The organism is Gardnerella sp. KA01002 (assembly GCF_049244015.1).
In the GTDB taxonomy this organism is placed as follows: domain Bacteria; phylum Actinomycetota; class Actinomycetes; order Actinomycetales; family Bifidobacteriaceae; genus Bifidobacterium; species Bifidobacterium vaginale.
The window spans coordinates 939,010-962,527 of sequence record NZ_CP058365.1; the positions used below are offsets into that span (position 1 = coordinate 939,010).

Below are 23,518 nucleotides of genomic sequence, written 5' to 3' on the forward strand. Positions count from 1 at the left end.
CATATGTGAATAATAACTAGCGGATTATTAACTAGTAATTAACGCACTTGCGATGTACAAATAGATTAAATACAAATAAGGCGTGCGGTTTTCACTATACTAATAGCTACAAACGCACGCCAAATTTAAGATCAGACTTCTGGATTTACTTGCGCTTCCTTAATAGCAACGTTTTCAACACCCCACTTCTTTAGAATGTCGTTATAAACGCCATTCTTCATAAGCTTATCGATTGCGGCCTTAATGAGCTTTAGCATCTTAGCATCGCCCTTCTTAACGGCTGCACCCATTGGCTCCGCGTCGTTACTGCTTTCTAGAATCTCTAGCTTTCCATTGTTCTTTATTGCAGCATAGCCAGCTACAGGAGTGTCAGCATACATAACGTCTGCGCGACCAGAAAGCAATGCTGTAGTGGCGTCTGTCTGCTCCTTAAAGCTCATGATTTCTAGTGGCTTATCGTTATTTGCCTTGCACTGCTTTTTAGCTTCTTCCATGATTGGCTCGCCAACAGTGCCAGTTTCTAATGTAACTTTTTTGCCGCAAAGATTCTTTGGATCTACTTTAGTTGGGTTTCCTTTACGAACTTCAAAAGATAAGCCAGCGTTTGCGTACGTTACAAAATCAACGGACTTCATACGTTCAGCGTTTACAGTAAAGCCCGAGATTCCAACGTTATATTTGCTTCCGATTGCTGGAATAATGGAATCAAACTGAGCATGCATAATCTTCGCTTTTAAGCCCATCAATTTTGCTAAAGCTTTAGAAAAGTCGATTTCGTAGCCGACTGGTGTTTTGCCATCTGCAGCGAAGAACTCTGCTGGAGCATAGCTAACGTTTACACCAACTGTTAATTCGCCAGTTTTTGCAACGCTTTCTGGAACAAGTTTTGCAATCTCATCGTCTTTTTGAACTTTGCTTACATCGTAGCTGCGTGCCACATCTGGGTCTGCTGCCTTAGAATCGGCTGGACCGCATGCGCATGTGCATCCAATCAATGCAAGAGTTGCAATTGCTGCAATAGGCTTAATTGACTTAAAAATCTTATTTGACTTAAGCATTTTCTTCTCCTGTCCAATATTTAAAGAATAAATAACTTATAATTTACAGTGATATGCATAACTATACACGATAACGCTACTAAATTGCGATTATTAAAATGCAAAAACTGAATATTCATAAATTGACATACATGAATATGCTAAAAATCAGCAAAAAATAACGAATTGCAAAATCAAAAGCCGTATATTATTCACAAAAATGAATAATATACGGCGTGTCGCAATACAATCACAAACAGCAAATCACCTAGATTGCATATTCTTGTATCGCATAGCGCGCAATGCTTCGCGCTTATCTTGTTCTTCGCGCAACGCTTGACGCTTATCGTACTCTTTTTTGCCTCGCGCCAAAGCAATCTCAACTTTAGCGTAGCTGCCTTTAAAATAAATCCTCAAAGGCACAATAGTGTAACCTTTAGCTTCAATCTGCCTAGAAAGCTTAGCAATTTGAATCGCATGAAGAAGCAACTTGCGCTTGCGCTTAGGAGCATGATTATTCCAAGTGCCATTTAAGTACTCTGGAATATTTGCGCCTTCTAGCCAAATCTCACCACGTCTATCAATATTTACAAACGCTTCAGCTAAAGAAGCTCTGCCTTCGCGCAAAGACTTAACTTCTGTGCCAGTAAGCGCAATACCTGCTTCATAGCAATCTTCAATCGCATAGTCGTGATTTGCTTTTTTATTTCTTGCAACAGTTAAAGTACCATCTGAACCAGGTTTTTTATCCAAATTACACCAGCCTAAATCGAATCATAAAAAATTAATAGTGAACATACTCATAATTGCCAGCATTACGAATAGTCCTATAAGACGGGAACGTAGCAAATCCAACGCCACCTTCGGAAATCAGTACCGAACCGTCCGAATTAACGCGTTCAACAACAGCAACATGTCCATATGTAGGATCTGATCCAGCAGCTCCTCTAGCAAATACCATAACAGCACCAACATGCGGTGTGCGATTTACAAGATACCCAAGTCTACGCCCAGAATTAGCCCAATCAGCACCGTTGCCCATAAAGGATCCTACTGGAAGACCAAGCTGTGATCTACGCAAATACGCCCAAAGTGTGCATTGACGAGCTGGATAGGCAGAACCTCCAGCTGTGTTACCAGTATTATGACCATAGCAATTGCCAGAACCAGCAGGACAATTCCCAGGAACCGCGTAATTCATACCATTTGCAGCACCATTAGAAAGCGGTAATGCAGGCAAGGAAGGAGTATTCCAACTGCCGCCGCCTCTAAGTTGTTGACGATTACCATTATTAGGATTCATGCGAGCTGCAGCCGTAGCAGCTAAAGCCCTAGCTTGAGCGTCAATCTGTGACTTCAAAGCAATTATTTCAGCAGCTTCGCGAGCATCTTGAGAAGTAAGACTATTCTTTTGACTCTCTAACTGCTTTCTTAGAATAGTTCCCTGATCTCTTAAAGACTGAAGAGAACGCTGCTTTTCACTGGCAGCCTTAGCCGCAGCCTGAGCACTCTGCGCCTCAGAATCAGCTTTTGCTTTTAATTTTTGAATCTCTGTTTCAATAGCAGCTAAGCGCTGACGTCTATTCATAGAATTACTCAAAGTCACAGCAGCATCATTTGCAGCATTTGCTTCGCTACGCGCAACAGCAGCCTCTGACTGAAGTTTTCCAACAAACTGCTCGGTAGTAGTGGAATTAGTCACCATTGCCATTACGTTAGATGCATTGGAGCCATGGAAACTTTTGCGAGCAAGTTGAGCTACAGCAGCCTTTGCATCATCAAAATCTTCGCCAGTCTGCTTGATTTTTTCTTCTAAATCGCGTTTGTCTTTTTGTGCAGATTGCAAACGCTGATTTGTTGATTCAACAAGGCTCATAGCTTGTTGCGCTTGCTCCTGAGCTTGCTGAGCAGCACGGACTTGATTAGGGATTTGATGCTCGTTTAAATCATTGAGCTCTAGGATCTTATCAGCAAGCTGTTTATTTACTCCAGCAAGACGCTTTTTAAGAGCTGCATTACTTTGAACTTTCCTGTTGTAATCTTGCATGGTAACTGCATCAGCGCGTAGTGGCTGGTAAGCATATAAGGTAATACCGGCAGAAAGCATAAGAAAGCTGCTTGCAATCGCGCTTGCGACAGTGCGCTTACAATATTTTGCATGGCATTTCTTGCTTTCCATATTTACTTCCCTTTCAAGTAGAAAATTCAAACACAACTAATGCGAATTATACATTGAAAATTCTATTATCGATAAAATTTTTCTATTTATGATTTTTTATTTATGATTTATTAATGTTCATAATTTATTGATAATTTAAATTTTTCTTTTATGTTTACGCTTGCAGATATCTTCTGAGTGCAACCGCGGAGGCGACTATTGAAAGTAGCACGGCTCCAAGAACCAGCACTGGAACTGTCATCCAAACAGTTGTTTGATTTACAAATGGCATCCAACGAACGTTTTGTGCAAGCCAATCTGTAATAAACACTTTAACAACAACGCTTAGTGCACACCCAGATAGTAGGGATCCCATAAGGGACGCAAAAGCACCTTCTAAAATAAATGGCATGCGAATTGTCCAATTAGACGCGCCCACAAGTCGCATAATCTCCGTCTCTTGTTTTCTAGAGGCTGCAGACATACGAATAGTTGTACCGGTTAGCATAATCGCAACAACAACCATAACTGCAGCAAGCACAATTGTCACAGCCGTGGCATGATTCAAAACGCTAAACACTGGGTCAAAAATTTGTCTTTGGTCTACTACTTCCTCAACACCATTTCTGCCAGAAAGAACTTCTGAAACAACCTGATATTTGGTTGGATTTGTAAGCTTTAGTCGCAAAGAATCTTGCATATCAGCAGCTGTTAAAGTACGCCCCTGATATAAGCCATTAGGATATTGCTTAAGAAAAGTATTCTTGTAAAATTCGCTTCTACTAACATAAGTGATATTCGAAACATCATCACCTAACTCTTGGTTAATAATGTTCTCCAATTTTACAATTTCTTCTTTAGTAGGAGCTTTTCCAGAAGCACAGGATGCTGACTGACTTGTACCGTCTGGGCAAAGCCATGCTACAACTTCTACCTTGTCATACCAATCGCCTTTGGCTTTTGTGATTTGCGCTTGCATAAGAACAGATGCGCCTATAAACAAGAACGATATGAAGGTAACGAGCATTACCGAAACAATCATAGAAACGTTTCTGCGCAAGCTAATCCACGTTTCTGAGAATATGAACCGCAATCGCATTACTCGTCTCCTTCGTTCTTAAGATTTTCGCTTTTACTGGCTTCAGATTTACTTTTTTCATTGGATTCTTTAGATTCAATATAATCGCCAGTTTCGCTTGGATTCTCGCCTGTTTTGCCGACGTTTTCGTCAGAATTTTCGCCAGAATTTTCGCCAGAATTTTCAATATCGTTTTCGACAATATTTTCTGTATTATTCTTATCTTTTTGATTCTCACTTAAATCAAGAGAATCGCCAGAATCTGAAGAGTTGCTAGAATCTGCAAAATCTGAATTCTTCATATCTTCAGCATCATTCGACTTTTGTACAGGAGGAGCTGGTGGAATTGAAAGACCACGCCCCCAAGTCATAGTTGTTTCTAAAGGCTGAAAAACTTCACCATATCTACCCGTTCTGCCTGAATGAACAGATTGCGCAAGTCGAGCAATACCCTCATTATCTTCAGAACCATTTTGCAAAGTTTGCGCAACAGCATCCATAGCCTGCTTTGCTTGAGCTGCACGCTTTGCGCGTTTAGACATGAATCTGTAATTTTTAGAATCTTCAGAAGACGAGTTAAAATTAGTGTGATCAGAGCCAGAATCTGCCACAGTACGAACACCTGAATCGCCTTCAACTGCCTGCTGAGCTTTCGACTTTTGCTCAACATCTGCATCTGGGAAGTAAAGCGCAGAATCATAAGAGCCTTCGCGCTCGTCTCGCACAATTTTTCCAGCATGAAGCTCCACAACTCGCTTGCGCATTGAGTTAACAATTTCCTCATTATGCGTAGCCATAACAATTGTAGTGCCCGTACGATTAATGGCGTCCAAAACTTCCATAATGCCAAGCGAAGTAGTTGGATCCAAATTACCAGTAGGCTCGTCAGCGAGAAGAATTTGCGGATGATTCACGTACGCGCGCGCAATTGCAACACGCTGAGCTTCACCACCCGAAAGCTCATGCGGATAATTATTTTCCTTACCAGTTAAGCCAACCGTTTCAAGCACACGCGGAACAAGCGACTTAATAGTAGAACGACTCGTGCCAATAACTTCTAGTGCAAAAGCCACGTTCTGATACACGGTTTTATTATTCAACAGTTTATAATCCTGGAAAATAAAGCCGAGAGTACGTCTATACTGCGGAACCTGACGATTCACTAAGCGTCGCAAGTCATTACCAGCAACGTGAATCTCGCCCTTAGTGGCCTCCTCTTCGCGCAGCAGCAAGCTTAGAAGAGTTGTTTTACCAGATCCAGACGCTCCAACAAGAAACACGAAGTCGCCACGATTAACGTCTAAAGAAATATCGTCCAAAGCAGGGCGCGTACCCTTAGGATAGATCTTCGACACATGTTCTAGTGAAATCAGAGACATATTCTGCAGTTTCCTTTACGAACTATTGAACGATATACTTTAATTTTGTTTTTAACTATTTTATATTTTATTTTTGATTTTTATTCTGACTTTTATCTTGAATTTTATCTAATGCAGACTAAGCTTGCGACTTTTCCTCAGCCTCTTTTTTAGCTGCAACTCTCTGTTCGTGACGCCAACGAATTCCAGCTTCAATAAAACCGTCAATATCGCCGTCAAAAACAGCCTGAGTTTGCGAAGTTTCGTAGCCAGTGCGCAAATCCTTCACCATCTGGTATGGGTGAAGCACGTATGAGCGCATTTGGTCTCCCCAACTTGCCTTAATATCTCCAGCAAGCTCCTTCTTTTTAGCAGCTTCTTCGGCATGCTTTAACACAAGCAAACGCGATTGCAAAACCGCCATTGCAGCAGCTCGGTTCTGAATCTGGCTGCGCTCATCTTGCATTGAGACAACCAAACCAGTTGGCAAATGCGTGATGCGCACAGCGGAATACGTAGTGTTTACGCCTTGTCCGCCAGGGCCAGACGCCTGGAAAGTATCCACACGAATGTCAGAATCTGGAATGTCAATATGATCCGTAGCTTCAACAAGTGGGATTACTTCCACGGCACTAAAGCCAGTTTGACGCCTGCCTTGATTGTCGAATGGAGAAATACGAACCATTCTGTGAGTGCCGCCTTCTACAGAAAGACGACCATACGCATATGGTGCATCAACTTGGAAAGTGGCGGATTTAATACCAGCTTCTTCTGCGTAAGACGTATCCATCATCTTAGTTTTGTAGCCGTTTCGTTCCGCCCAACGCAAGTACATTCTAAGAAGCATTTGCGCAAAATCGGCAGCATCCACACCACCCGCACCAGAGCGTATTGTCACCACCGCTGCACGAGCATCATATTCGCCGTCAAGAAGAGTTTGAACTTCCATATCGTCCAACTCGTGAGCAATAGAGCCAAGCTCCTCTTGAGCCTCGCTCATAGAATCAGCATCCTCTTCTTCCTGACCAAGTTCAATCAAAGTCTTAGTATCTTCAATGCGTTGCTCAACGGCTTGTAAACGCTTTAATTGAGACTGAGCTGCCGAAAGCTTACTCGTAACTTGCTGAGCGTGCTCAGAATCATCCCAAAGTCCAGGCTCCGAAGCCTGCTTTTCTAAATCTGCAATAGCAGTCTTCAACGAATTAACGTCTAAAGCCTTAGAAATCAAAGAATACTTTGCTTCAACATCATTTAACGCTTGGGCAAAATCAAATTCCGCCATTTACTTAAAGTACCTCTTTATATTTTATATTATTCGTTTTACGCACTTACTATTCGAAGTTTAGCGTACGGTCAAAATCTCTGGACCATTCTCTGTAATTGCAATCGTATGCTCGCTATGAGCGCCACGCGAACCGTCAGCAGATCGAAGAGTCCAACCGTCTTTTGGATCTTGATAAATCTCGTCAGTAGTCTTTAAGAACCACGGCTCAATAGCAATAACCAAGCCTGGGCGAAGCTTGTAGCCGTGATGCGCAGTGCCATCGTTAGGAACGTGCGGATCGCCATGCATAATATGGCCAACTCCGTGACCGCCAAACTCAAGATTTACGCTGTAACCATACTCGTGAGCAACGCATCCAACAGCTGCAGAAATGTCTCCAAGGCGGTTTCCAGGCTGAGCCATGTTAATTCCAGCCTCAAGTGCTTCCTCAGTGCACTTAATTAAGCGCAAATCTTCAGGATCCGCATGCTTTCCAACCACGAAACTAATAGCAGAATCTCCAACCCATCCGTCAACGTTAATCGCTAAGTCAAGCGTTAGTAAATCGCCGTCTTTAAGGTTGTAATCAAAAGGAACGCCATGAAGAACAGCATCGTTTACAGAAGTGCAAATGTAGTGCGCAAAAGGACCAGTTCCAAAATCAGGAGCGTAATCAACATAGCAAGAAGACGCACCTTTACGGCTCATAATGCGTTGGCGAACAAAGTCATCAATCTCAAGAAGATTTGTGCCAACTTTTGTCATTGCTTTCAAGTCTTTAAGAATACTACCAACGAAGCGACCTGCAGGCTTCATAGCTTCAATTTCGGATGGAGTTTTAAGTTCAATCATGATTTAAGACTAACTCGCAGGCACGAAAATAGCGCAAAATATGGCGAAAATACTAGCTAATGATGTCGCTTAATACTTGTAATCTAGGCACATGCCTAATAACAATGAAAATAATAACAACAATGAGGAATCGCAGAAGGAAATTTCTGCTGTAAATTTTGACCCAGCTTCCTTCTCATCGGTTACTCGACCACAAGACGATTTATTCCGTTACGTAAACGGTCCTTGGATTGACACTTACACTCTTCCAGAAGATAAGCCAATGTATGGTGCTTTCTACAAGCTTGCAGAAGATGCAGAGACGCAAATTCGAGATATTTTAGAAAACGAAGATTGCCCAGCCAAAAAGTCGCGAATCCTATACCGCAACTATTTAGATACTGCATCTATTGAAAAAGCTGGAATTACGCCAATTAAGAGCGATTTAGACGCTGTTGATGCAGCTAGCAGCAAAGAAGACTTAGTTCGCACTATTGCTTCTCTTACTCCATATGGCGGACCTAATGCAATGTTTGCTTTTGGCGTCTACGGAGACCCTAAAGACCCTAAGACGAATATTATGCACATTGAGCAGGCTGGATTGGGCTTGCCAGACGAAGCATACTATCGCGAAGATAATTACGCTCCGATTCGCGCTGAATACGTAAAAATGGTGGCTTCATTGTTGCGCTTAGCTGGATACGGTGATGCCACTACTACAAGAGAGCAATCGGAACGTTTCTTGAAGGTTGAAACACAAATCGCAAGCAACCACTGGGATAACGTAGCAACACGCGATTCTCAAAAAACTTATAATCCTTACGATTATGCGGATTTGGCAAAAACGCTTGAAGCGCTGAATCTTAACGCATTCTTGGATGCTGCTCAAAAATCTTACGACGATTCCGAAGAAGCAAAGAATCAGCCAATAGATTTTCGTAAAGCTTTTAGCAAAGTAGTAGTTCACGAGCCAAGCTTTATAGAAGGATTGAATAAGATTTGGCAAGAAGCCGACTTAGAAGATCTAAAGCTTTGGGCACGCGTGCATGTGATTTTGTGCTGGGCAAGCATGTTAAGCGAGGACTTTGCACAAGCGCGATTCGACTTCTACGGCAAAGTGCTTTCTGGCGCCACCAAGCCACGCGACCGCTGGAAGCGCGCAATCGGAGTTGTTGACGATGCTTGCGGCGAGGAAGTCGGTAAAGAATACGTGCGCTTGCACTTCCCTGAGTCTTCTAAAAAGTATATGGAAGGCTTAGTTGACAATCTTATTAACGCTTACCGCGAGTCGATTTCTCACAGCAGCTGGCTTGGCGAGGAGACTAAGGCGAAGGCTTTGGAAAAGCTTAGCAAGTTTGAGCCAAATATTGGTTACACGAATCATTGGATTGACTACTCTGTGCTAAATATTAAGGAAGACGCTGGCTTAATTGAGAATATGCGCGAAGTTTCTCGATTCGTGTTTGGTAGGTATACTGCAAAAGCTGGAGAACCTGTGGATCGCGAAGAGTGGCAGATGACTCCGCAAACCGTAAACGCTTACTACGATCCGCTGCTTAACGTAATAGTGTTCCCAGCTGCGATTTTGCAGCCGCCATTCTTTAGCCCTAGTGCTCCAGACGCAGCAAACTACGGTGCTATTGGTGCAGTAATTGGCCACGAAATCGGCCACGGTTTTGACGATCAAGGTTGCGAATATGATGGCGACGGCGTGCTTAACAATTGGTGGACTGAAGAAGACAAAACCAACTTCACTGAGCGCACTAAAACGCTTATTGAGCAATACAATGCTTTTACACCAACGCAGCTTATTGTTAAATACTCTCACTTAAAGAGCAAAGAGGAGCGCGATGCAATGCCTCACGTAAATGGTGCTTTAACAATCGGCGAAAACATTGGTGATTTAAGCGGCGTAACTATTGCTCTTAAAGCCTACGCTTTTGCTTTGCAAAAGAGCAAGGGACAAGAAATCGACGGAAGTGACGATGCGATTCGTGAAACTTTGCTGAACGCTCCTAAGATTGATGGTTTCACTGCTTTGCAACGATTCTTCTTAAGCTACGCACTTGTGTGGCGTTCAAAGGCTCGTAACGAGATTGCGGAGCAATACCTTCAAATCGACCCACACTCCCCTGCAGAGTGCCGCACTAATGGCATTGCACGCAACGTTGACTTGTTCTACGATGCTTTCGACGTTAAAGACGGCGACGAGATGTGGCTCGACCCAAGCGAGCGCGTACACATTTGGTAAATCGCAAATAAAACTAAAGTAAATAAGTAAACAAAAGCCTGCAAGCGTTTAAAACGTTTGCAGGCTTTTTAAATGATACTAATCAAATTTACTAATCAGATTCACACGCCGAAAGCGTAGGTCTTAACATCCGACAAATTACCGTTCTCATCGTAAGCTTCGAAATGAGTCCAGTAAATGCCTGGGCGTGGGCTCCACAAAGCCCAAGGACCATCAAATCCTTCAACCCACTGCTTAGCATTGTAATCATAAATCTTAATCTTGGTAGAACCATTAGGATTATTAGTGGATGCACCAAGAAGAACACTACTGCCTTGCCAACCAGCATAAGTTCCAGTAATAACTGTTTGGCTTGGAACTGTGTAGTGGAAAGCAATTGTCTTTTCTAGAACAACTTTCTTGGTAGAAGGATCACGAGCTTCGCAATGCAGCCAATAATCACCTGGCTTTGTAACCCAAGAAGCCCAGTTTCCAGTACTCCAATCAGCAATAGTAGCCCACTGCTGAGTATTCAAATTGTAGGAAAGCCAACGATACTCAAGCTGCTTGTCGGTGTAAGCATTTGCACCAACAGCAATATCGTTATTACGAATAATCCAAGCAAAATCAAGGTGAGGAGCAACACCTAACTTGCCTTGTGGGTAGTCAGTGTCTCCAACCTGAGTTGAAAGAGTCAAAACAGATACTCTTCCGTATTTGGTACCTGCTATTTCGCCATATCCGAAGGAAATGTTTTCTGGATTCAAAATCTGGTAAAGATGAGCATTGTCAGTAGTTGCAGCACCATTAGACTGGTGTAATGCAGATTCCTCTCCAGCAGTCCAATCCGACATAGCTTCTTCTGGGCTTTCACCCCAAGCAACGTTTTCGCCCCAAGCCTTACGACCATCGTAGTTTGGAAGGCTCACACCATCCGCAGCAAAATGACCAAGTTTTCCATGCTGAACAGTCTCATTTGCACGACGATAAGCATCCTCTTCATTAGCACGATCATAGCGAATATCGTTAATATACTGCTCTTTTGTAAGACCCTTAGAAGCAACATAATCCGCAAGAGGCATACCGTTCATAAGGGTAACGCCATCGTCATAATACTTTGAACGCACATCACGAATTGCACCTAAAATGTAGCTTGCAACTGACTGATTCTGAACTTGCCAATTAGTATTAACATTAGCAACACTGTGATTCTGCACTATAACCAAAGCACTAGCAGATACTGCAGTAGATCCAATCATTGCTACGCAGGCAACGGCTGATGCTGCAGCAGCTAAACATTTCTTTGCAGAAAATACGTGCGACTTATGCCACATAAATGTAGTCCTCTCTCCACGTGATTAATAACTACTTTTCAGTAATCCCTGATTCAAATAACACAAACATGTAGGCAAAAAATTCAAGCTTCACCTTCCAATGCTAATGAAAAACAAAAACTACTTCCTCTAAGTATATCAATCTACATATATTTTCCGCATTTTAGACTCGCTTACTCAGTTTTATATATTTTGTCAAGAGTTTTTAAACGATGTGCATAAAGCATAGGCTTTAACCACATTGATAAAAATATCTTGCAAAACTATTTTTGATACTTCATAGTTGATTCTACTGCGGCAAATTTATTGAAAATCACAATAATCAACACGTGTTGCGCGATGAATTTTGAGATTTAAATTAGTCGCAGTCCAAACTTTTGAAAGGTTAAGAATATGGCACAACAACAAGCAACACTAACAATCAGCGGCTATGTAGGGAATGACCCTGTGAACTTTAGTCGCAACGAAAACTCACCAGCATGCTCACTTAGAATAGGAAGCACAACGTCTTACTATCATAGCGAGGAAAGACAGTGGAAAGATAGACCGACAACTTGGATGACAGTAAAAGCATACAAGTCTTTAGCTGCAAATGTACTAAAAAGCGTGCATAAGGGAGACGCGATAGTCGTATGTGGAAATTTAAACACGGAATCCTGGCACAAAGACGGAGAAGACCGATCTCGAGTTGTACTAGAAGCAACCGCAATTGGACACGACCTAAATCGAGGAATCAGTGCTTTTACTAAATACTCTTATAATCGTGGAAGAACCGATCAGAGTAACAATAGCAAATATCACACTAATCAAATAAACCAAGAAAATCGGTCAAATCAAGAGACTTATTCCAACCAAGATTTGAGCTTGGCGATGAAAAACCCTATGGCTAATACATATTCTATGGATTCTTCGCAAGAAAACGACAGCCAAGAATACCATTATGATGCTGAATCTTCAGCAAAAGAAACAATAGATTTCGTCTCACAAGTCGAAGAAAACCAATATGACGATATTGAAGGAGGTGTAAATGATTTTTAGAAAGTTTTAATAGAATTAAACATTAAAACTTATGAACATTCTATTCTAATAATTTAGATAATTTTTTACTATTCATAGCAATATTGCCGCTGAAAATAATGCGTATAATATACAAAGCATTACACCAACGGCAATATTGCTTAGTCGTTTAATTGTTTAATAGTTTAATTGCTTAATCGCTGATTCGTTGTTAACAGTTATTGCGATTACAACTGTTCACGAACGCGCTCTACAATTCGAGCAGCAGCCTCATCCACTGGAATTGCCTCAACGTTTGAACCGTTGCGATCGCGGATTTCAATCGTTCCATTGTTCACAGTATCGCGGCCGGCTACAGCAATCAGCGGCACACCAACAAGCTCAGCATCCTTAAACTTCACGCCTGGAGAAACCTTTGGACGATCGTCGAAGATTACTTCGATTCCCTGCTTACTAAGCTCTTCAACAACCTTCTCAGCAGCATCGAAAGCAACTTGATCTTTGCCTGTAGCAACGACGTGAACTTGAGCTGGAGCAATCGCCATAGGCCATGCAAGACCAGCATCATCGTGATGCGTTTCTGCCAAGCATGCAATCACGCGGCTAACGCCAATACCGTAACAGCCCATCCAAACTGGTACAGCTTTACCATTTTCGTTAAGAACGCTTAAGCCCAAAGCCTTAGAATACTTTAAGCCGAGCTGGAACACCTGACCGATTTCCACACCGCGTTCGAAGCTCAATGGGCCGGAACCATCTGGGCTCATATCGCCGTCGCGAACCTGGGCTGCTTCAACAACACCATCAGCCTCAAAATCGCGGCCGTAAACAGCGTTGTAAACATGCTTTCCGTCTTCGTCGGCTCCTGTAATCCAGGCGCTGCCCTTTACAACGTGAGCATCCATCAAGTAGCGGACAGGATTTTCAATTCCACTACCATCTTTGCGAGCTTGAGGACCTAATACGCTAAAGCCAATGTAGCCCTTAACAAACTCAGGATGAGCCTTCAAATCATCCTCAGTTGCTTCTTCAATTTCTGCAGGAGCAAACTGAGCTTCAAGACGCTTCATATCTACCTGGCGGTCACCTGGAATACCAATAGCCACGATTTCGCGCCATGGCTCCTCGTGCTCGCCGCCCTCAGCATCAGCTGGATGCTTAACAGCAATGATCAGATTCTTCAAAGTATCGCTTGCTTGCCATTCGCGGCCGTCTTTGCGTGTATGCAAATCGTTAGAAACCTTAACCAAAGCCTCAATCGTCTTAGCATCTGGAGTATCAAGAGTCTCCATTTTAGGAGTTGCCGAGCAGTCAACATCTTGCATTTCTGGTGTGGTCAAAGCCTCAACATTCCAAGCTTTTCCAGAAGGAGCGAGCGCAAAAGTATCTTCACCAATTGGCATTGGAGCCAAGAATTCCTCAGAATCCGATCCGCCCATAGGGCCAGAAACAGCGTGAACAATCACATATTTAATGCCTAAACGGTCAAAAATTCGAGCGTAAGCAGCGCGCTCTTCAACATAAGCGGACTTCAAACCATCTTCGTCAATCGAGAACGAGTAAGCGTCTTGCATAATAAACTCGCGTCCGCGAATAAGACCTGCACGAGGACGGAATTCATCGCGATACTTCGTTTGAATCTGATACAAAGTAACTGGCAAATCCTTGTACGAAGAATACATATCTTTTACAAGAAGAGTAAAGACTTCTTCGTGCGTTGGAGCAAGAAGATAGTCAGCCTCATGGCGATCTTTAAGGCGGAAAATATTGTCGCCGTACTCTTCCCAACGGTTTGTAGCCTCGTATGGCTCGCGTGGAAGAAGCGCTGGGAAGTGGACCTCCTGCGCACCGATACCGTTGATTTCTTCACGAATAATCGCTTGAACCTTGTTTAAAACCTTGAGTCCAAGCGGCAACCAAGTCCACACACCTGGGGCAGATTTACGAATATAGCCTGCGCGCTGCATAAGTTTTGCGGAAGTTACGTCCGCGTCTGCTGGATCCTCGCGCAGCGTACGAAGGAACAGCTGAGACATACGAAGTACATTGGAATTCATGCGTTCCAATCTATTTGCGCATGAGGACATAAACACTTGTTTACACAGCTAATCAAAAGCAAAAACACTTTACCGACTTTGTAGCTCTAAATGGAGTGTTGGACTACAAACTCTGGAAACATCCTCCGCATTTTGTACCAATTTTGACCCGAATCACGTACAAAAAGCGGAATATAGATTATGTCGTTCGCGCGGATTAGTCGCAAAACGCTCTAAGCGCTCAGGCAAGTCATGGCGCAAAATGCTAAAACTCGTTATCGAAAGAAAACTCTTCATTATCTGCGTAATTGACAGCGCCAAAAATGTCAAACTCTTGCTGATTCGCAGAATCATCTTCCGCATTATTTGTTACGAAAGCAGCAGCACCGTCGCTAGCAAGCAACTCACTCGCGCGTTTAGAAGCCTCTCGCAAGAATCCGTCTAGCAGTACAGCATCCGCCGAAACACTAAACGCGCGATCGTTAATACCTTCCAAATAAAGCCCGCCCAGATTTTCCACGCGAGAAAGCGCCACATATCCCATTCCGGGAGCAAAAGTTCTACGCAAATCCATTACCGCACTGTCAAGCGTCATACCTTGCGATTTATGAATCGTAATTCCCCACGCGCATCTAAGTGGCACTTGATTTATGCTAGCAAGAACAGTCTCACCATCAGTCATTTCCCAAGCAGCCGGCTTAAGAGTGACAATATTGCCGTTTTCAAACTCAACAATCGGCCATCCGCCTTTAGATTCAGGTGCGAATCTCAAAACTCGCCCAACCGAGCCGTTCACATATTGCTTATCTTGATCATTTCGCAACGCCATCACTGCAGCTCCAACCTTTAATACAAGCCGTTCTGGAGCGAGCATATTCTTTTTTAAACGCTCGACGAGATTTTTAGGGCCGGCTTCTGTTGCCACGAATTCGTGAGGCTCAGCATCAATTGCCGCAAGCTGCACATTATTTAAGCCATCTGCTTGTGAGTTCGTAGGGAAAAGATGCACTGAAACTTCATCGTCTTGCGGATACTCACCAAGGCGACTAGCCAACACTTGCTTATCTTCGTCGCTTACAAGACCGCCACGAATATCCGTCAAAACTTCAAGCAATTTGCCGTCATCCTGACGATGTTGCTCAGTTAAATAGCACACAACAGGCTTTAAAGCATCCCAGGCGAAAGATTCCGTAATATAGCCTTCTGGATTTTTGCCAGCAGCAGCATACTCTTCGCGCGACTCAATAAACTCTGGACTTGGCTCGAACACATCACGATTTCGCATAGAAGTACTCACAGGAGGCAGCTGGAAGAAATCTCCCGAAATAACTACTTGAAGTCCGCCGAAGGGAGCAGAGTTTTTGCGCACTTTGCGGCATACTTCATCAACCATGTCAAAAAGCCACGCGTGAATCATTGAAACTTCATCCAACACGAGCACTTCCGTGGCTTTTATGCGTTTCCCTCGCCTAGCTCTAATGGTTTTAAGAAGCGAATCGCTAAGCGCGTTTGAAACTCCAACTCCACTCCACGAGTGAATGGTTTGACCGTTTAAATGCGTTGCTGCGATTCCGGTAGAAGCCGTTACAGCCACGTTTAAACCGTTTTTTCTCATTGCGCGAATAGCTTCGTTTAATACGTAGGTTTTACCTGCACCCGGAGCGCCGGTAATGAAAACGCTTGCACCAGCGTTGATTATGGTTAGGGCTTCGGATTGCTTCATTGGCAGTACCTTTTATTGCGTTTAGTAGTCGCGCTTTGTTTAATAGTCGCGCTTTTCTGCGGAATTTACGTCTTCTAATGCTTCACCGCGGCGCTCATAGTCACGAAGCAAGCTCGTGCTCTCAATGTGCTGTGCGCCAGCTTTTGCCTGTGCTTCGCTTGGGCCTGGAGCTGGAACGAACATCATATCGCTGTAGTAGCGCAACTCGTCAATCGACTCAATAATATCCGCGAGCGCACGATGGCCTCCGTGCTTTGCTGGCTTATTGCGGTAAACATCTGGGTAAAGTCTGCGCGAAATCTCCTTCAATGTGCTTACGTCGATTACGCGGTAATGCAAATTTGCCATTAAATCTGGCATGTAGCGGTCGAGGAACTTTTTATCGGAGCCAACAGAGTTGCCAGCAAGATGTGCTTTTCCGTGCTCTGGCAAAAAGCGCTTTACATACTCAACAACCTGCTTTTGTGCTTCTTCTAGAGGCAAACCGTTTTTATTCCACTCGTCAACAAGACCAGAAGATGTGTGCATATTGCGTACGAAATCGTTCATATGAGCCACAGCAGCATCGCTCGGCTTAATCACTAAATCAATACCGTCGTCTAGAACTTTCAAATTAAAATCAGTTGGAACTACAGATACTTCGCATAATTCGTCGTGGAAAATATCGAGTCCCGTCATCTCGCAATCAATCCAAATTAAGCGCGATTCTTCCGGCGTAAACGTAAGATCTTCCTTAGCTTCAGCCATTTTCGTTCCTTTCCTAATATTTTTTCGAACCCATCAGCCTACATCTTCCCAGCGACGACTAACAGCTAAAATCACATCTCTGGCATATCAGAAAGTGAAATTCTAGAATATGATCCATTTTTCTTATCTTCAGGGTGAGGCTCTAAACCGATAATAGTTATTGACATATGATCTGGACCATAAACCCAATACATTCTCATTGCACTACTTGTTTTATTCTCCAAGTAGGATTGCCAAACTCTAACACCATATCTATTTGTCAATTCTTCAATATCATGAGTATGCAATCCTGGATGCCTTGGATTTTCAGATAAAAGTTTCATAGATTTTCCCCATTTCTTATAAAGAGAAAGATCTTTTTTACTTATACTGCCTTCTAGAAACTCTTTCTTCAATCTCTCCCAAATATTAGACATCTCTGGAATACCCATTCTAATATTGAAGTTCATTCACTTACTCCTAGAAGTCAGAGAGATCAACAGGTTCAGAGACTTTGCCAATCTTAAAATTGCGGATTGCTTCATCCATACTTTTAAGAGTTTTAGAAGAGATACTCTTAGGAATAGTAAGCTCACGTGGCTCTAATAAAATACAACCATTATCACATTCTTTAACATTGTAATAAGGGTATTTAGCTCCGCGCAGAGTTACACGCTTTTTACTATCAAGACGAACGTCATAATCTTTCACTACTTCCACAAAACACCTCATTTTTAGTGGGATATCCCACTAACTATACAATAATTTTATACGAATTGTCAAAACAAAAACGACGAAAAGTTAGAAAGTAGCAAAAAAGACTTAGCTAACTCTTCGCCGTTTAATGCAAAATTACTTGCGATTTATACGCAACTTATACGCGCAACTTACGCAACTTACGATTTAGTTGTGGAAACCGCTGTAGTTTGGCGCTTCTGCAGTCATCACAATATCGTGAGGATGCGATTCGCGAAGACCAGCATCCGTAATGCGAATAAAGCGACCGCGCTCTTGCATTTCCTTAATATTGTGCGCACCAACGTAGAACATAGACTGATGCAATCCGCCAAGCAACTGGTAAAGCACAGCGTTAAGTGGACCGCGATATGGAACTTCGCCTTCCACGCCTTCTGGAACCACCTTGTCGGAGCTAGTAACGTCTGCCTGGAAGTAACGATCCTTAGAATAAGACTTCTTACCGCGAGGAGCCATTGCGCCAAGCGAGCCCATGCCACGATAAAGCTTATACTGCTTGCCGTGAAGCAAAACCTTTTCACCTGGAGCTTCCTCGCAACCAGCCAAAGTGCCGCCGAGCATAACGGTGTCAGCGCCAGCAACCAAAGCCTTAGCAATATCGCCAGAATAGTGAATACCACCATCAGCAATGCATGGAACGCCAGCAGCCTTGCAAGCCTGAGCCGCATCATAAACAGCAGTAAGCTGAGGCACACCAACGCCTGCAACAACGCGCGTAGTGCAAATAGAGCCTGGTCCAACGCCAACCTTTACAGCGTCGACGCCGGCATCAATCATAGCCTGAGCGCCTTGGCGAGTAGCAATATTTCCGCCAATAATTTGTACTCCGTCAAACGCCTTATCTGCCTTAATTCTGCGAATCATATCGAGAGCCAATCGAGCCTCTCCGTTTGCGGTATCAACCACAAGCACGTCAACTCCAGCTTCCATAAGCGCGCACGCACGCTGCCAAGCATCTCCAAGGAAGCCAATTCCAGCAGCCACGCGCAAGCGACCCTGATCATCCTTAGTAGCATCTGGATACTGCTCAGTCTTCACAAAATCCTTAACAGTAATCAAACCAGTAAGCTTGCCTTCTGCATCAACCAAAGGCAATTTTTCAACTTTGTTGTCTGCAAGCAAACGATGCGCGTCTTCTTTAGAAATATTAGAAGGACCAGTAACGAGATTTTCGCGAGTCATCACGTCTTTGACTTTCAAACGATCATAGTCTTCGGAAGCAATGAAACGCATATCGCGATTGGTAATAATACCAACTAGACGATTTTCGCTATCTACCACTGGCAAACCAGAAATATGAAAACGCCCGCACAATTTATCTAAATCTGCGAGCGTTGCATCTGGGTGAACAGTGAGTGGGTCGGTAATCATACCAGACTCGCTGCGCTTAACAATATCGACTTGCGCAGCCTGATCATCTATAGAAAGATTGCGATGAAGAACACCAATTCCACCATTTCGAGCCATTGCAATAGCCATATCGGACTCGGTTACTGTGTCCATTGCTGCAGAAATTGCAGGAACTTTCATAGTGATTTCGCGAGTTAGATGAGTAGTTGTATCCACTTCGGAAGGAATAACATCAGTCTCATTTGGAAGCAACAGCACATCATCATAAGCAAGGCCGAGCTTCTCGAAAATTGGTGGAACAGGAGCATACACGGATTCCGTGTTCATATCAGTTGTAGCCATAGGGTTACTATACGTTTTTGCTATGACGTTTGTAAAAATCGCGTTTCATGAACTATGATTCGCGAGTATTCGAGTATTATTTTACGAATTTCGTAGCTCTGGCAGCCGCCTGCGCAAATATGGCATCATTGTAAGAACTGTAAGCAGCGCTGCCGCAATAATCATGCCAACAAGCACGTAAATTGCTTTAAAGAACAGAATCATTATTGACCCGAAAGATATAAGCGCCGCCCAACCCCATAAAATAAGCACCGCTCCTTGCACAGAATGCCCAATGCGCAACATTCTGTGATGCAAATGCATGCGGTCTGGATGCATTGGCGACTGCCCTTTTGCAAGCCTTCTGCATATTGCTAAACACATGTCTAACACTGGCAAAAACAGCACTAAAATCGGAAGCAAAATCGGCATAAATACTGGCAAATATATGCTTGTGTGCACTGCAGATGGATCTAAGTGACCCGTCATTATAATAGACGCGCAAGTTATTAAATACCCGATTAGCATGGAGCCAGAATCACCCATAAAAAGCTTTGCAGGATGCCAATTGTGCAAAATAAACCCTAAGCACATTCCAACCATTGCAACGTCTATAAGAGTTGCCATTGAAGCGTAGCTTGGAGATGTGCGCGCAAGAATATAAGAGTATGTCGCGAAGGCGATTCCGCCAATTGCCACAATTCCAGAAGCCAGTCCATCTAGTCCGTCTACAAAGTTGACTGCATTAATTGAAGCCACGATTAGTATTGCGGTTATTGCGATTGAAAGACTTGGAGACGCTGTAACTAGAGAGCCGAGCGGCAATGTTACGATTTGAAGCCCTCCCCATGCTACAAAAACAGCTATTAGCAATTGACCTGCAAGTTTTAGCATCCAATCTAAGTCCCAAATGTCGTCACAAACACCCAAAAGGCATACGAGTACAGCTCCAGCTAAAACTACCCACGGCTGGTGTGTTCCTGTAAAAAGCCCTGAAATAAAAGGCATGGAGCTTGCAAACGCCATTGATACAGCAAAGCCGAATAGCATTCCCACTCCACCCATACGTGGCGTAGGTATTGTGTGCACGTCGCGAGCGCGCACTTTTCCTACGGCTCCTATGCGAATCGCAAGATGACGTACAAGCGGCATTATTAGCCAAGTTGCGCCTCCTGCGATTGCTGCTATAAACAGGTATACCCTCATTTCTTGCGACTTTCTGCTCTTATCTGTTCTTCACTTATTACGCCTTCGCGCAAAATCACAATTCCGTCTTTATCGCTTGCATCCGCGCCAACTACTGTGCTTGCTACGTGTGAGCGAGTTGGACCAGCATTTAAATACAGCGGAATTTCGTTTCCAAAAGCTGCTACTGCCTCTTCTACGCTGTCTGCGCTCTCGTTTCCGCTGCGATTTGCGCTAGATGCAGCCAAAGGGCCCGTAACTCTTAAAATTTGCATTAATTCTGGGCAATCTGGAACGCGCACGCCTTGCGTTGCTTCAGCTTGGATTTTGTTTTGCTCACTGCTCTCATCTGCTTTACAAAGCGTAGCAAGCCTTGTAGCTACCGAATCTTTTTTTGCGCGCGCGATTGGTGAGTATCCGCCTGGCAGGAATTTTTCCGCAAGTACGTCTAGTGGGCTTGGCAAGTAAAGCCCAAGTTTTTCTAAGTCACTTACGCTACTCATAAGTATTTGCAAGGCTTTTGTGCGCGGTCTGCGCTTTAGTTGGTAGATTTTCGCTACTGCATCCTCGTTAAATGGGTCGCATGCTACTCCGTAAACTGTGTCTGTTGGCACTACGATTACGCCGCCTGCGTTGATTATTTGCGCTGCAAGTTGCAATGATTCTTCGTTAATCGTGCAAATTTTACTCATTTTTAGCCTCTTTTTTGCATACTACAAATCTTGCTCTGTTTGTTAAGTCGTTTTTGACTTTTGCGCTGCTAAATCCTACGTTTTTTGCATAATCTGCAAGCGCTTCTCCTTGCGTAATATCGTGTTCCATAATCATTATTCCACCCCTACGCAAATATGCAAAACTCGCTTTTACAATTTTTTGCGGTATTAGTAGCCCATCTTGAGATCCACCATATAACGCTATTTTTGGGTCGTAGTCACGAGCTTCAATCTGCTCTAATGGCTTGCTTTCTGGCACATACGGCGGATTTGTGATTACTACGTCTACTTTCTCTTTAATCGCAGCTGTTTCAGGCAGATTAACGTTTGTAGCATCGCCTAATATTGCGTGATATCTGTTTAAAATATCATATTTTTCCGCGATTTTGTTGTAGTTTTTTTGCAAATATTCAAAAGCTTCTGGCGACTTTTCCACAGCCCACACTTGCGAATCTGCAACTTCGCTTGCAACCGATAATCCAATCGCTCCCGAGCCTGCACACAAGTCTAAAACAATAGGATTTTTTAGATTATTTGCGCGAATCCAATCTATTCCCTCTTGAACTACCACTTCTGTTTCGGACCTCGGCACAAAAACGCCTTTGCCAACTATTAGGTCTATGTAGCGAAAAGTAGCGCATCCAATAATATGTTGCAATGGCTCGCGCGAAGCACGTCTAGATATAAAATCGCTATATTTGCTAGCGTAATCGTGCGAAAAATTCTTAAAATCGCCAAGTATTAGCGCTTTGTTTAAGTCTGCCAAACTTACGCCACAAGCGTGTGCTAAAAGTACACGCGCATCATATTGTGGAGAATCTACGCCTGCTTTACAAAGACACGCAATAGCATTTTGCAAGAGTTCGCGCATAATACAAGCAATTCCTAGAAGCTAATTCCTACAAGCCAACACAAGCAACGAGTTTAAAGATATTACTACTTACTTGGCTTTAGCTAAGCGATCGGCTTCATCCGCCTGAATATCGCTGTCTATAACAGGCTGCAAATCGCCGTTAAGCACCTGGTCAAGATTGTATGCCTTGTAGTTTGTGCGATGATCCACGATACGATTTTCTGGGAAGTTGTACGTGCGGATTCGCTCGGAGCGATCCAACGAGCGCACCTGCGAGTGGCGCATATCTGCAGCCTCCGCAGCCTCCTGCTCGTGCTTCATGGCTAGCAAGCGCGACTTTAGCACACGAAGAGCTGCCGCACGGTTTTGAATTTGCGACTTTTCATCTTGCATGCTAACAACAATTCCCGTTGGAATATGTGTCATACGGACAGCGGAATAAGTAGTGTTCACGGACTGTCCGCCAGGACCAGAGCTCATGAAGATGTCGATTTTCAGGTCTTTTGGATCGATTTCGATTTCGTCGTCGTCTTCGTCTGCTTCTGGGAACACGATTACACCAGCCGCGGAAGTTTGAATACGCCCTTGCGATTCAGTTACTGGGATTCGCTGCACGCGATGCACGCCGCCCTCGTATTTCATGCTTGCCCACACGCCGTCTTCTGGAGCAGGCGTACCTTTTGCGCGAATCGCAAGCTGCACGTCTTTTACGCCGCCAAGTTCCGTCGAATTTTCGCTTTGGATTACGGTAGTCCAGCCGCGCTTTTCCGCGTAACGCATATACATGCGCAACAAATCTCCAGCAAACAGAGCCGCTTCTTCGCCGCCCGTACCAGCTTTGATTTCCATAATCATGTCTCGCGCATCGTCTGGATCTCTAGGAATCAGCGCTGTGCGCAACTTTTCTTTTGCTGCTGGAATTTGTTCTTCTAATTGTTTTGCTTCTTTTGCTAAGTCTTCGTCTTCGCTTGCCATTTCGCTAGCTACTTCGTAGTCTTCGCAAAGCTGCTTGTAATTTAGGTACGCGCTTACGATTGACCCGAGTTCTGCGTGTCTACGACCGAGCTTGCGAATTGCGTCTGGATTAGACGCTACTTCTGGCTCTCCCATGCGATTTTCAATATCGCGGTATTCGTTTAGAGCTGTAACCGCTGCTGGGAACTGTTCCTCTACTGACTCAGCCATCATATTCCTTTGTAGTCGCGCATAACGCGGATTTTGAATCGAAAATATTAAATTTAAATATTGTAAGACGCATGTATGTTGCACATAAAACGCCAGCCCCGATTCCGCGAGTTACACGAAAGCAGGGCTGGCGTTTAAAAAGCTACTTAGTCTTCTTACCGTAGCGCTTCTCGAAGCGAGCCACGCGGCCGCCGGTGTCGAGAATCTTCTGCTTGCCGGTATAGAATGGGTGGCACTTTGAGCACACGTCAACCGTCATATGATCGCCATTTGCGGTGGAACGAGTTACGAAAGTGTCTCCGCAGGAGCAGGTAACCTGCACTGCGTGATAGTCGGGATGAATACCCTGCTTCATAATGTCTC

Annotated in this window: 21 protein-coding genes; 2 read left to right on the top strand and 19 right to left on the bottom strand. The window is 43.8% G+C overall.

Annotation, left to right across the window (positions count from 1 at the left end):
* Positions 1 to 131 precede the first annotated feature (131 nt).
* The 7 genes from HXT60_RS03685 to map form a co-directional block, all read right to left on the bottom strand.
* Positions 132 to 1,058 (bottom strand): ABC transporter substrate-binding protein, encoded by a 927-nt coding sequence (locus HXT60_RS03685; RefSeq protein ID WP_004113500.1) that lies wholly within the window; start codon positions 1,056 to 1,058, stop codon positions 132 to 134.
* 243 nt (positions 1,059 to 1,301) lie between these two features.
* The gene (smpB, locus tag HXT60_RS03690; protein ID WP_004113499.1) at positions 1,302 to 1,790 is read right to left on the bottom strand and encodes an SsrA-binding protein SmpB; all 489 of its coding nucleotides are present in this window, start codon (positions 1,788 to 1,790) and stop codon (positions 1,302 to 1,304) included.
* A 31-nt stretch (positions 1,791 to 1,821) separates the two neighbouring features.
* Entirely contained in the window at positions 1,822 to 3,216 is a 1,395-nt protein-coding gene (locus HXT60_RS03695) for a CHAP domain-containing protein (RefSeq protein ID WP_020760222.1), read from the bottom strand.
* A gap of 154 nt (positions 3,217 to 3,370) precedes the next feature.
* Positions 3,371 to 4,294, bottom strand: a complete 924-nt coding sequence (gene ftsX / locus HXT60_RS03700) for a permease-like cell division protein FtsX (protein WP_004113496.1) — start codon at positions 4,292 to 4,294, stop codon at positions 3,371 to 3,373.
* Entirely contained in the window at positions 4,294 to 5,652 is a 1,359-nt protein-coding gene (ftsE, locus tag HXT60_RS03705) for a cell division ATP-binding protein FtsE (RefSeq protein ID WP_415681798.1), read from the bottom strand. The genes ftsX and ftsE overlap by 1 nt, the downstream gene beginning before the upstream one ends.
* A gap of 118 nt (positions 5,653 to 5,770) precedes the next feature.
* Positions 5,771 to 6,913 (bottom strand): peptide chain release factor 2, encoded by a 1,143-nt coding sequence (gene prfB, locus HXT60_RS03710; RefSeq protein WP_004114918.1) that lies wholly within the window; start codon positions 6,911 to 6,913, stop codon positions 5,771 to 5,773.
* Between the two features lie 60 nt (positions 6,914 to 6,973).
* Positions 6,974 to 7,747, bottom strand: a complete 774-nt coding sequence (map, locus tag HXT60_RS03715; RefSeq protein WP_004120872.1) for a type I methionyl aminopeptidase — start codon at positions 7,745 to 7,747, stop codon at positions 6,974 to 6,976.
* Positions 7,748 to 7,838: 91 nt separating this feature from the next.
* Between map and HXT60_RS03720 the strand changes: the two genes are divergently transcribed.
* Positions 7,839 to 9,977, top strand: a complete 2,139-nt coding sequence (locus tag HXT60_RS03720) for a M13 family metallopeptidase (protein WP_421790777.1) — start codon at positions 7,839 to 7,841, stop codon at positions 9,975 to 9,977.
* Between the two features lie 101 nt (positions 9,978 to 10,078).
* Here the strand turns inward: HXT60_RS03720 and HXT60_RS03725 are convergent, their stop codons facing one another.
* Positions 10,079 to 11,290: a hypothetical protein gene (locus HXT60_RS03725; protein WP_014554537.1), complete on the bottom strand. Its 1,212-nt coding sequence runs from the start codon at positions 11,288 to 11,290 to the stop codon at positions 10,079 to 10,081.
* A gap of 393 nt (positions 11,291 to 11,683) precedes the next feature.
* On the opposite strand from HXT60_RS03725, the gene HXT60_RS03730 reads away from it, so the two are divergent.
* Positions 11,684 to 12,328, top strand: a complete 645-nt coding sequence (locus tag HXT60_RS03730) for a single-stranded DNA-binding protein (protein WP_004138146.1) — start codon at positions 11,684 to 11,686, stop codon at positions 12,326 to 12,328.
* A gap of 206 nt (positions 12,329 to 12,534) precedes the next feature.
* Here HXT60_RS03730 and HXT60_RS03735 read toward each other — a convergent pair whose 3' ends face one another.
* The 11 genes from HXT60_RS03735 to rpmE all read right to left on the bottom strand — a co-directional run bounded on the left by HXT60_RS03735 (position 12,535) and on the right by rpmE (position 23,510).
* Entirely contained in the window at positions 12,535 to 14,364 is a 1,830-nt protein-coding gene (locus HXT60_RS03735) for a proline--tRNA ligase (protein ID WP_041160637.1), read from the bottom strand.
* A 244-nt stretch (positions 14,365 to 14,608) separates the two neighbouring features.
* Complete coding sequence (locus tag HXT60_RS03740; RefSeq protein ID WP_020760593.1) at positions 14,609 to 16,066, bottom strand: PIF1 family DEAD/DEAH box helicase; 1,458 nt, start codon at positions 16,064 to 16,066, stop codon at positions 14,609 to 14,611.
* A 39-nt stretch (positions 16,067 to 16,105) separates the two neighbouring features.
* Positions 16,106 to 16,813: an oligoribonuclease gene (orn, locus tag HXT60_RS03745; protein ID WP_248902471.1), complete on the bottom strand. Its 708-nt coding sequence runs from the start codon at positions 16,811 to 16,813 to the stop codon at positions 16,106 to 16,108.
* 71 nt (positions 16,814 to 16,884) lie between these two features.
* On the bottom strand, positions 16,885 to 17,136 hold the full coding sequence (locus tag HXT60_RS03750) for a hypothetical protein (RefSeq protein ID WP_004130611.1): 252 nt from the start codon (positions 17,134 to 17,136) through the stop codon (positions 16,885 to 16,887).
* Between the two features lie 136 nt (positions 17,137 to 17,272).
* The gene (locus HXT60_RS03755; protein ID WP_004120033.1) at positions 17,273 to 17,512 is read right to left on the bottom strand and encodes a hypothetical protein; all 240 of its coding nucleotides are present in this window, start codon (positions 17,510 to 17,512) and stop codon (positions 17,273 to 17,275) included.
* 183 nt (positions 17,513 to 17,695) lie between these two features.
* The gene (gene guaB / locus HXT60_RS03760) at positions 17,696 to 19,240 is read right to left on the bottom strand and encodes an IMP dehydrogenase (protein ID WP_004114891.1); all 1,545 of its coding nucleotides are present in this window, start codon (positions 19,238 to 19,240) and stop codon (positions 17,696 to 17,698) included.
* Positions 19,241 to 19,321: 81 nt separating this feature from the next.
* A complete protein-coding gene (locus HXT60_RS03765) occupies positions 19,322 to 20,425 on the bottom strand; it encodes an MraY family glycosyltransferase (RefSeq protein WP_004113078.1) in 1,104 nt (367 codons plus the stop codon).
* Positions 20,422 to 21,096, bottom strand: a complete 675-nt coding sequence (locus HXT60_RS03770) for an L-threonylcarbamoyladenylate synthase (protein ID WP_116437744.1) — start codon at positions 21,094 to 21,096, stop codon at positions 20,422 to 20,424. Before HXT60_RS03770 ends, HXT60_RS03765 begins: the two co-directional genes overlap by 4 nt.
* Positions 21,089 to 21,988: a peptide chain release factor N(5)-glutamine methyltransferase gene (prmC, locus tag HXT60_RS03775; RefSeq protein ID WP_004117676.1), complete on the bottom strand. Its 900-nt coding sequence runs from the start codon at positions 21,986 to 21,988 to the stop codon at positions 21,089 to 21,091. The genes HXT60_RS03770 and prmC overlap by 8 nt, the downstream gene beginning before the upstream one ends.
* Before the next feature lie 69 nt (positions 21,989 to 22,057).
* Complete coding sequence (gene prfA, locus HXT60_RS03780; RefSeq protein WP_004114886.1) at positions 22,058 to 23,155, bottom strand: peptide chain release factor 1; 1,098 nt, start codon at positions 23,153 to 23,155, stop codon at positions 22,058 to 22,060.
* 142 nt (positions 23,156 to 23,297) lie between these two features.
* Positions 23,298 to 23,510 carry a 50S ribosomal protein L31 gene (rpmE, locus tag HXT60_RS03785; RefSeq protein WP_004114884.1) on the bottom strand — a complete coding sequence of 71 codons (213 nt, stop codon included), beginning with the start codon at positions 23,508 to 23,510 and terminating at the stop codon, positions 23,298 to 23,300.
* Between the last annotated feature and the right edge of the window lie 8 nt (positions 23,511 to 23,518).

Bases quoted from the DNA above. Each gene is read 5' to 3' on its own strand.
- HXT60_RS03685 (WP_004113500.1), bottom strand. From the start codon at position 1,058: ATGCTTAAGTCAAATAAGATTTTTAAGTCAATTAAGCCTATTGCAGCA.
- HXT60_RS03695 (WP_020760222.1), bottom strand. From the start codon at position 3,216: ATGGAAAGCAAGAAATGCCATGCAAAATATTGTAAGCGCACTGTCGCA.
- ftsX (WP_004113496.1), bottom strand. From the start codon at position 4,294: ATGCGATTGCGGTTCATATTCTCAGAAACGTGGATTAGCTTGCGCAGA.
- ftsE (WP_415681798.1), bottom strand. From the start codon at position 5,652: ATGTCTCTGATTTCACTAGAACATGTGTCGAAGATCTATCCTAAGGGT.
- prfB (WP_004114918.1), bottom strand. From the start codon at position 6,913: ATGGCGGAATTTGATTTTGCCCAAGCGTTAAATGATGTTGAAGCAAAG.
- map (WP_004120872.1), bottom strand. From the start codon at position 7,747: ATGATTGAACTTAAAACTCCATCCGAAATTGAAGCTATGAAGCCTGCA.
- HXT60_RS03720 (WP_421790777.1), top strand. From the start codon at position 7,839: ATGCCTAATAACAATGAAAATAATAACAACAATGAGGAATCGCAGAAG.
- HXT60_RS03725 (WP_014554537.1), bottom strand. From the start codon at position 11,290: ATGTGGCATAAGTCGCACGTATTTTCTGCAAAGAAATGTTTAGCTGCT.
- HXT60_RS03730 (WP_004138146.1), top strand. From the start codon at position 11,684: ATGGCACAACAACAAGCAACACTAACAATCAGCGGCTATGTAGGGAAT.
- HXT60_RS03735 (WP_041160637.1), bottom strand. From the start codon at position 14,364: ATGAATTCCAATGTACTTCGTATGTCTCAGCTGTTCCTTCGTACGCTG.
- HXT60_RS03740 (WP_020760593.1), bottom strand. From the start codon at position 16,066: ATGAAGCAATCCGAAGCCCTAACCATAATCAACGCTGGTGCAAGCGTT.
- orn (WP_248902471.1), bottom strand. From the start codon at position 16,813: ATGGCTGAAGCTAAGGAAGATCTTACGTTTACGCCGGAAGAATCGCGC.
- HXT60_RS03750 (WP_004130611.1), bottom strand. From the start codon at position 17,136: ATGAAACTTTTATCTGAAAATCCAAGGCATCCAGGATTGCATACTCAT.
- guaB (WP_004114891.1), bottom strand. From the start codon at position 19,240: ATGGCTACAACTGATATGAACACGGAATCCGTGTATGCTCCTGTTCCA.
- HXT60_RS03765 (WP_004113078.1), bottom strand. From the start codon at position 20,425: ATGAGGGTATACCTGTTTATAGCAGCAATCGCAGGAGGCGCAACTTGG.
- HXT60_RS03770 (WP_116437744.1), bottom strand. From the start codon at position 21,096: ATGAGTAAAATTTGCACGATTAACGAAGAATCATTGCAACTTGCAGCG.
- prmC (WP_004117676.1), bottom strand. From the start codon at position 21,988: ATGCGCGAACTCTTGCAAAATGCTATTGCGTGTCTTTGTAAAGCAGGC.
- prfA (WP_004114886.1), bottom strand. From the start codon at position 23,155: ATGGCTGAGTCAGTAGAGGAACAGTTCCCAGCAGCGGTTACAGCTCTA.
- rpmE (WP_004114884.1), bottom strand. From the start codon at position 23,510: ATGAAGCAGGGTATTCATCCCGACTATCACGCAGTGCAGGTTACCTGC.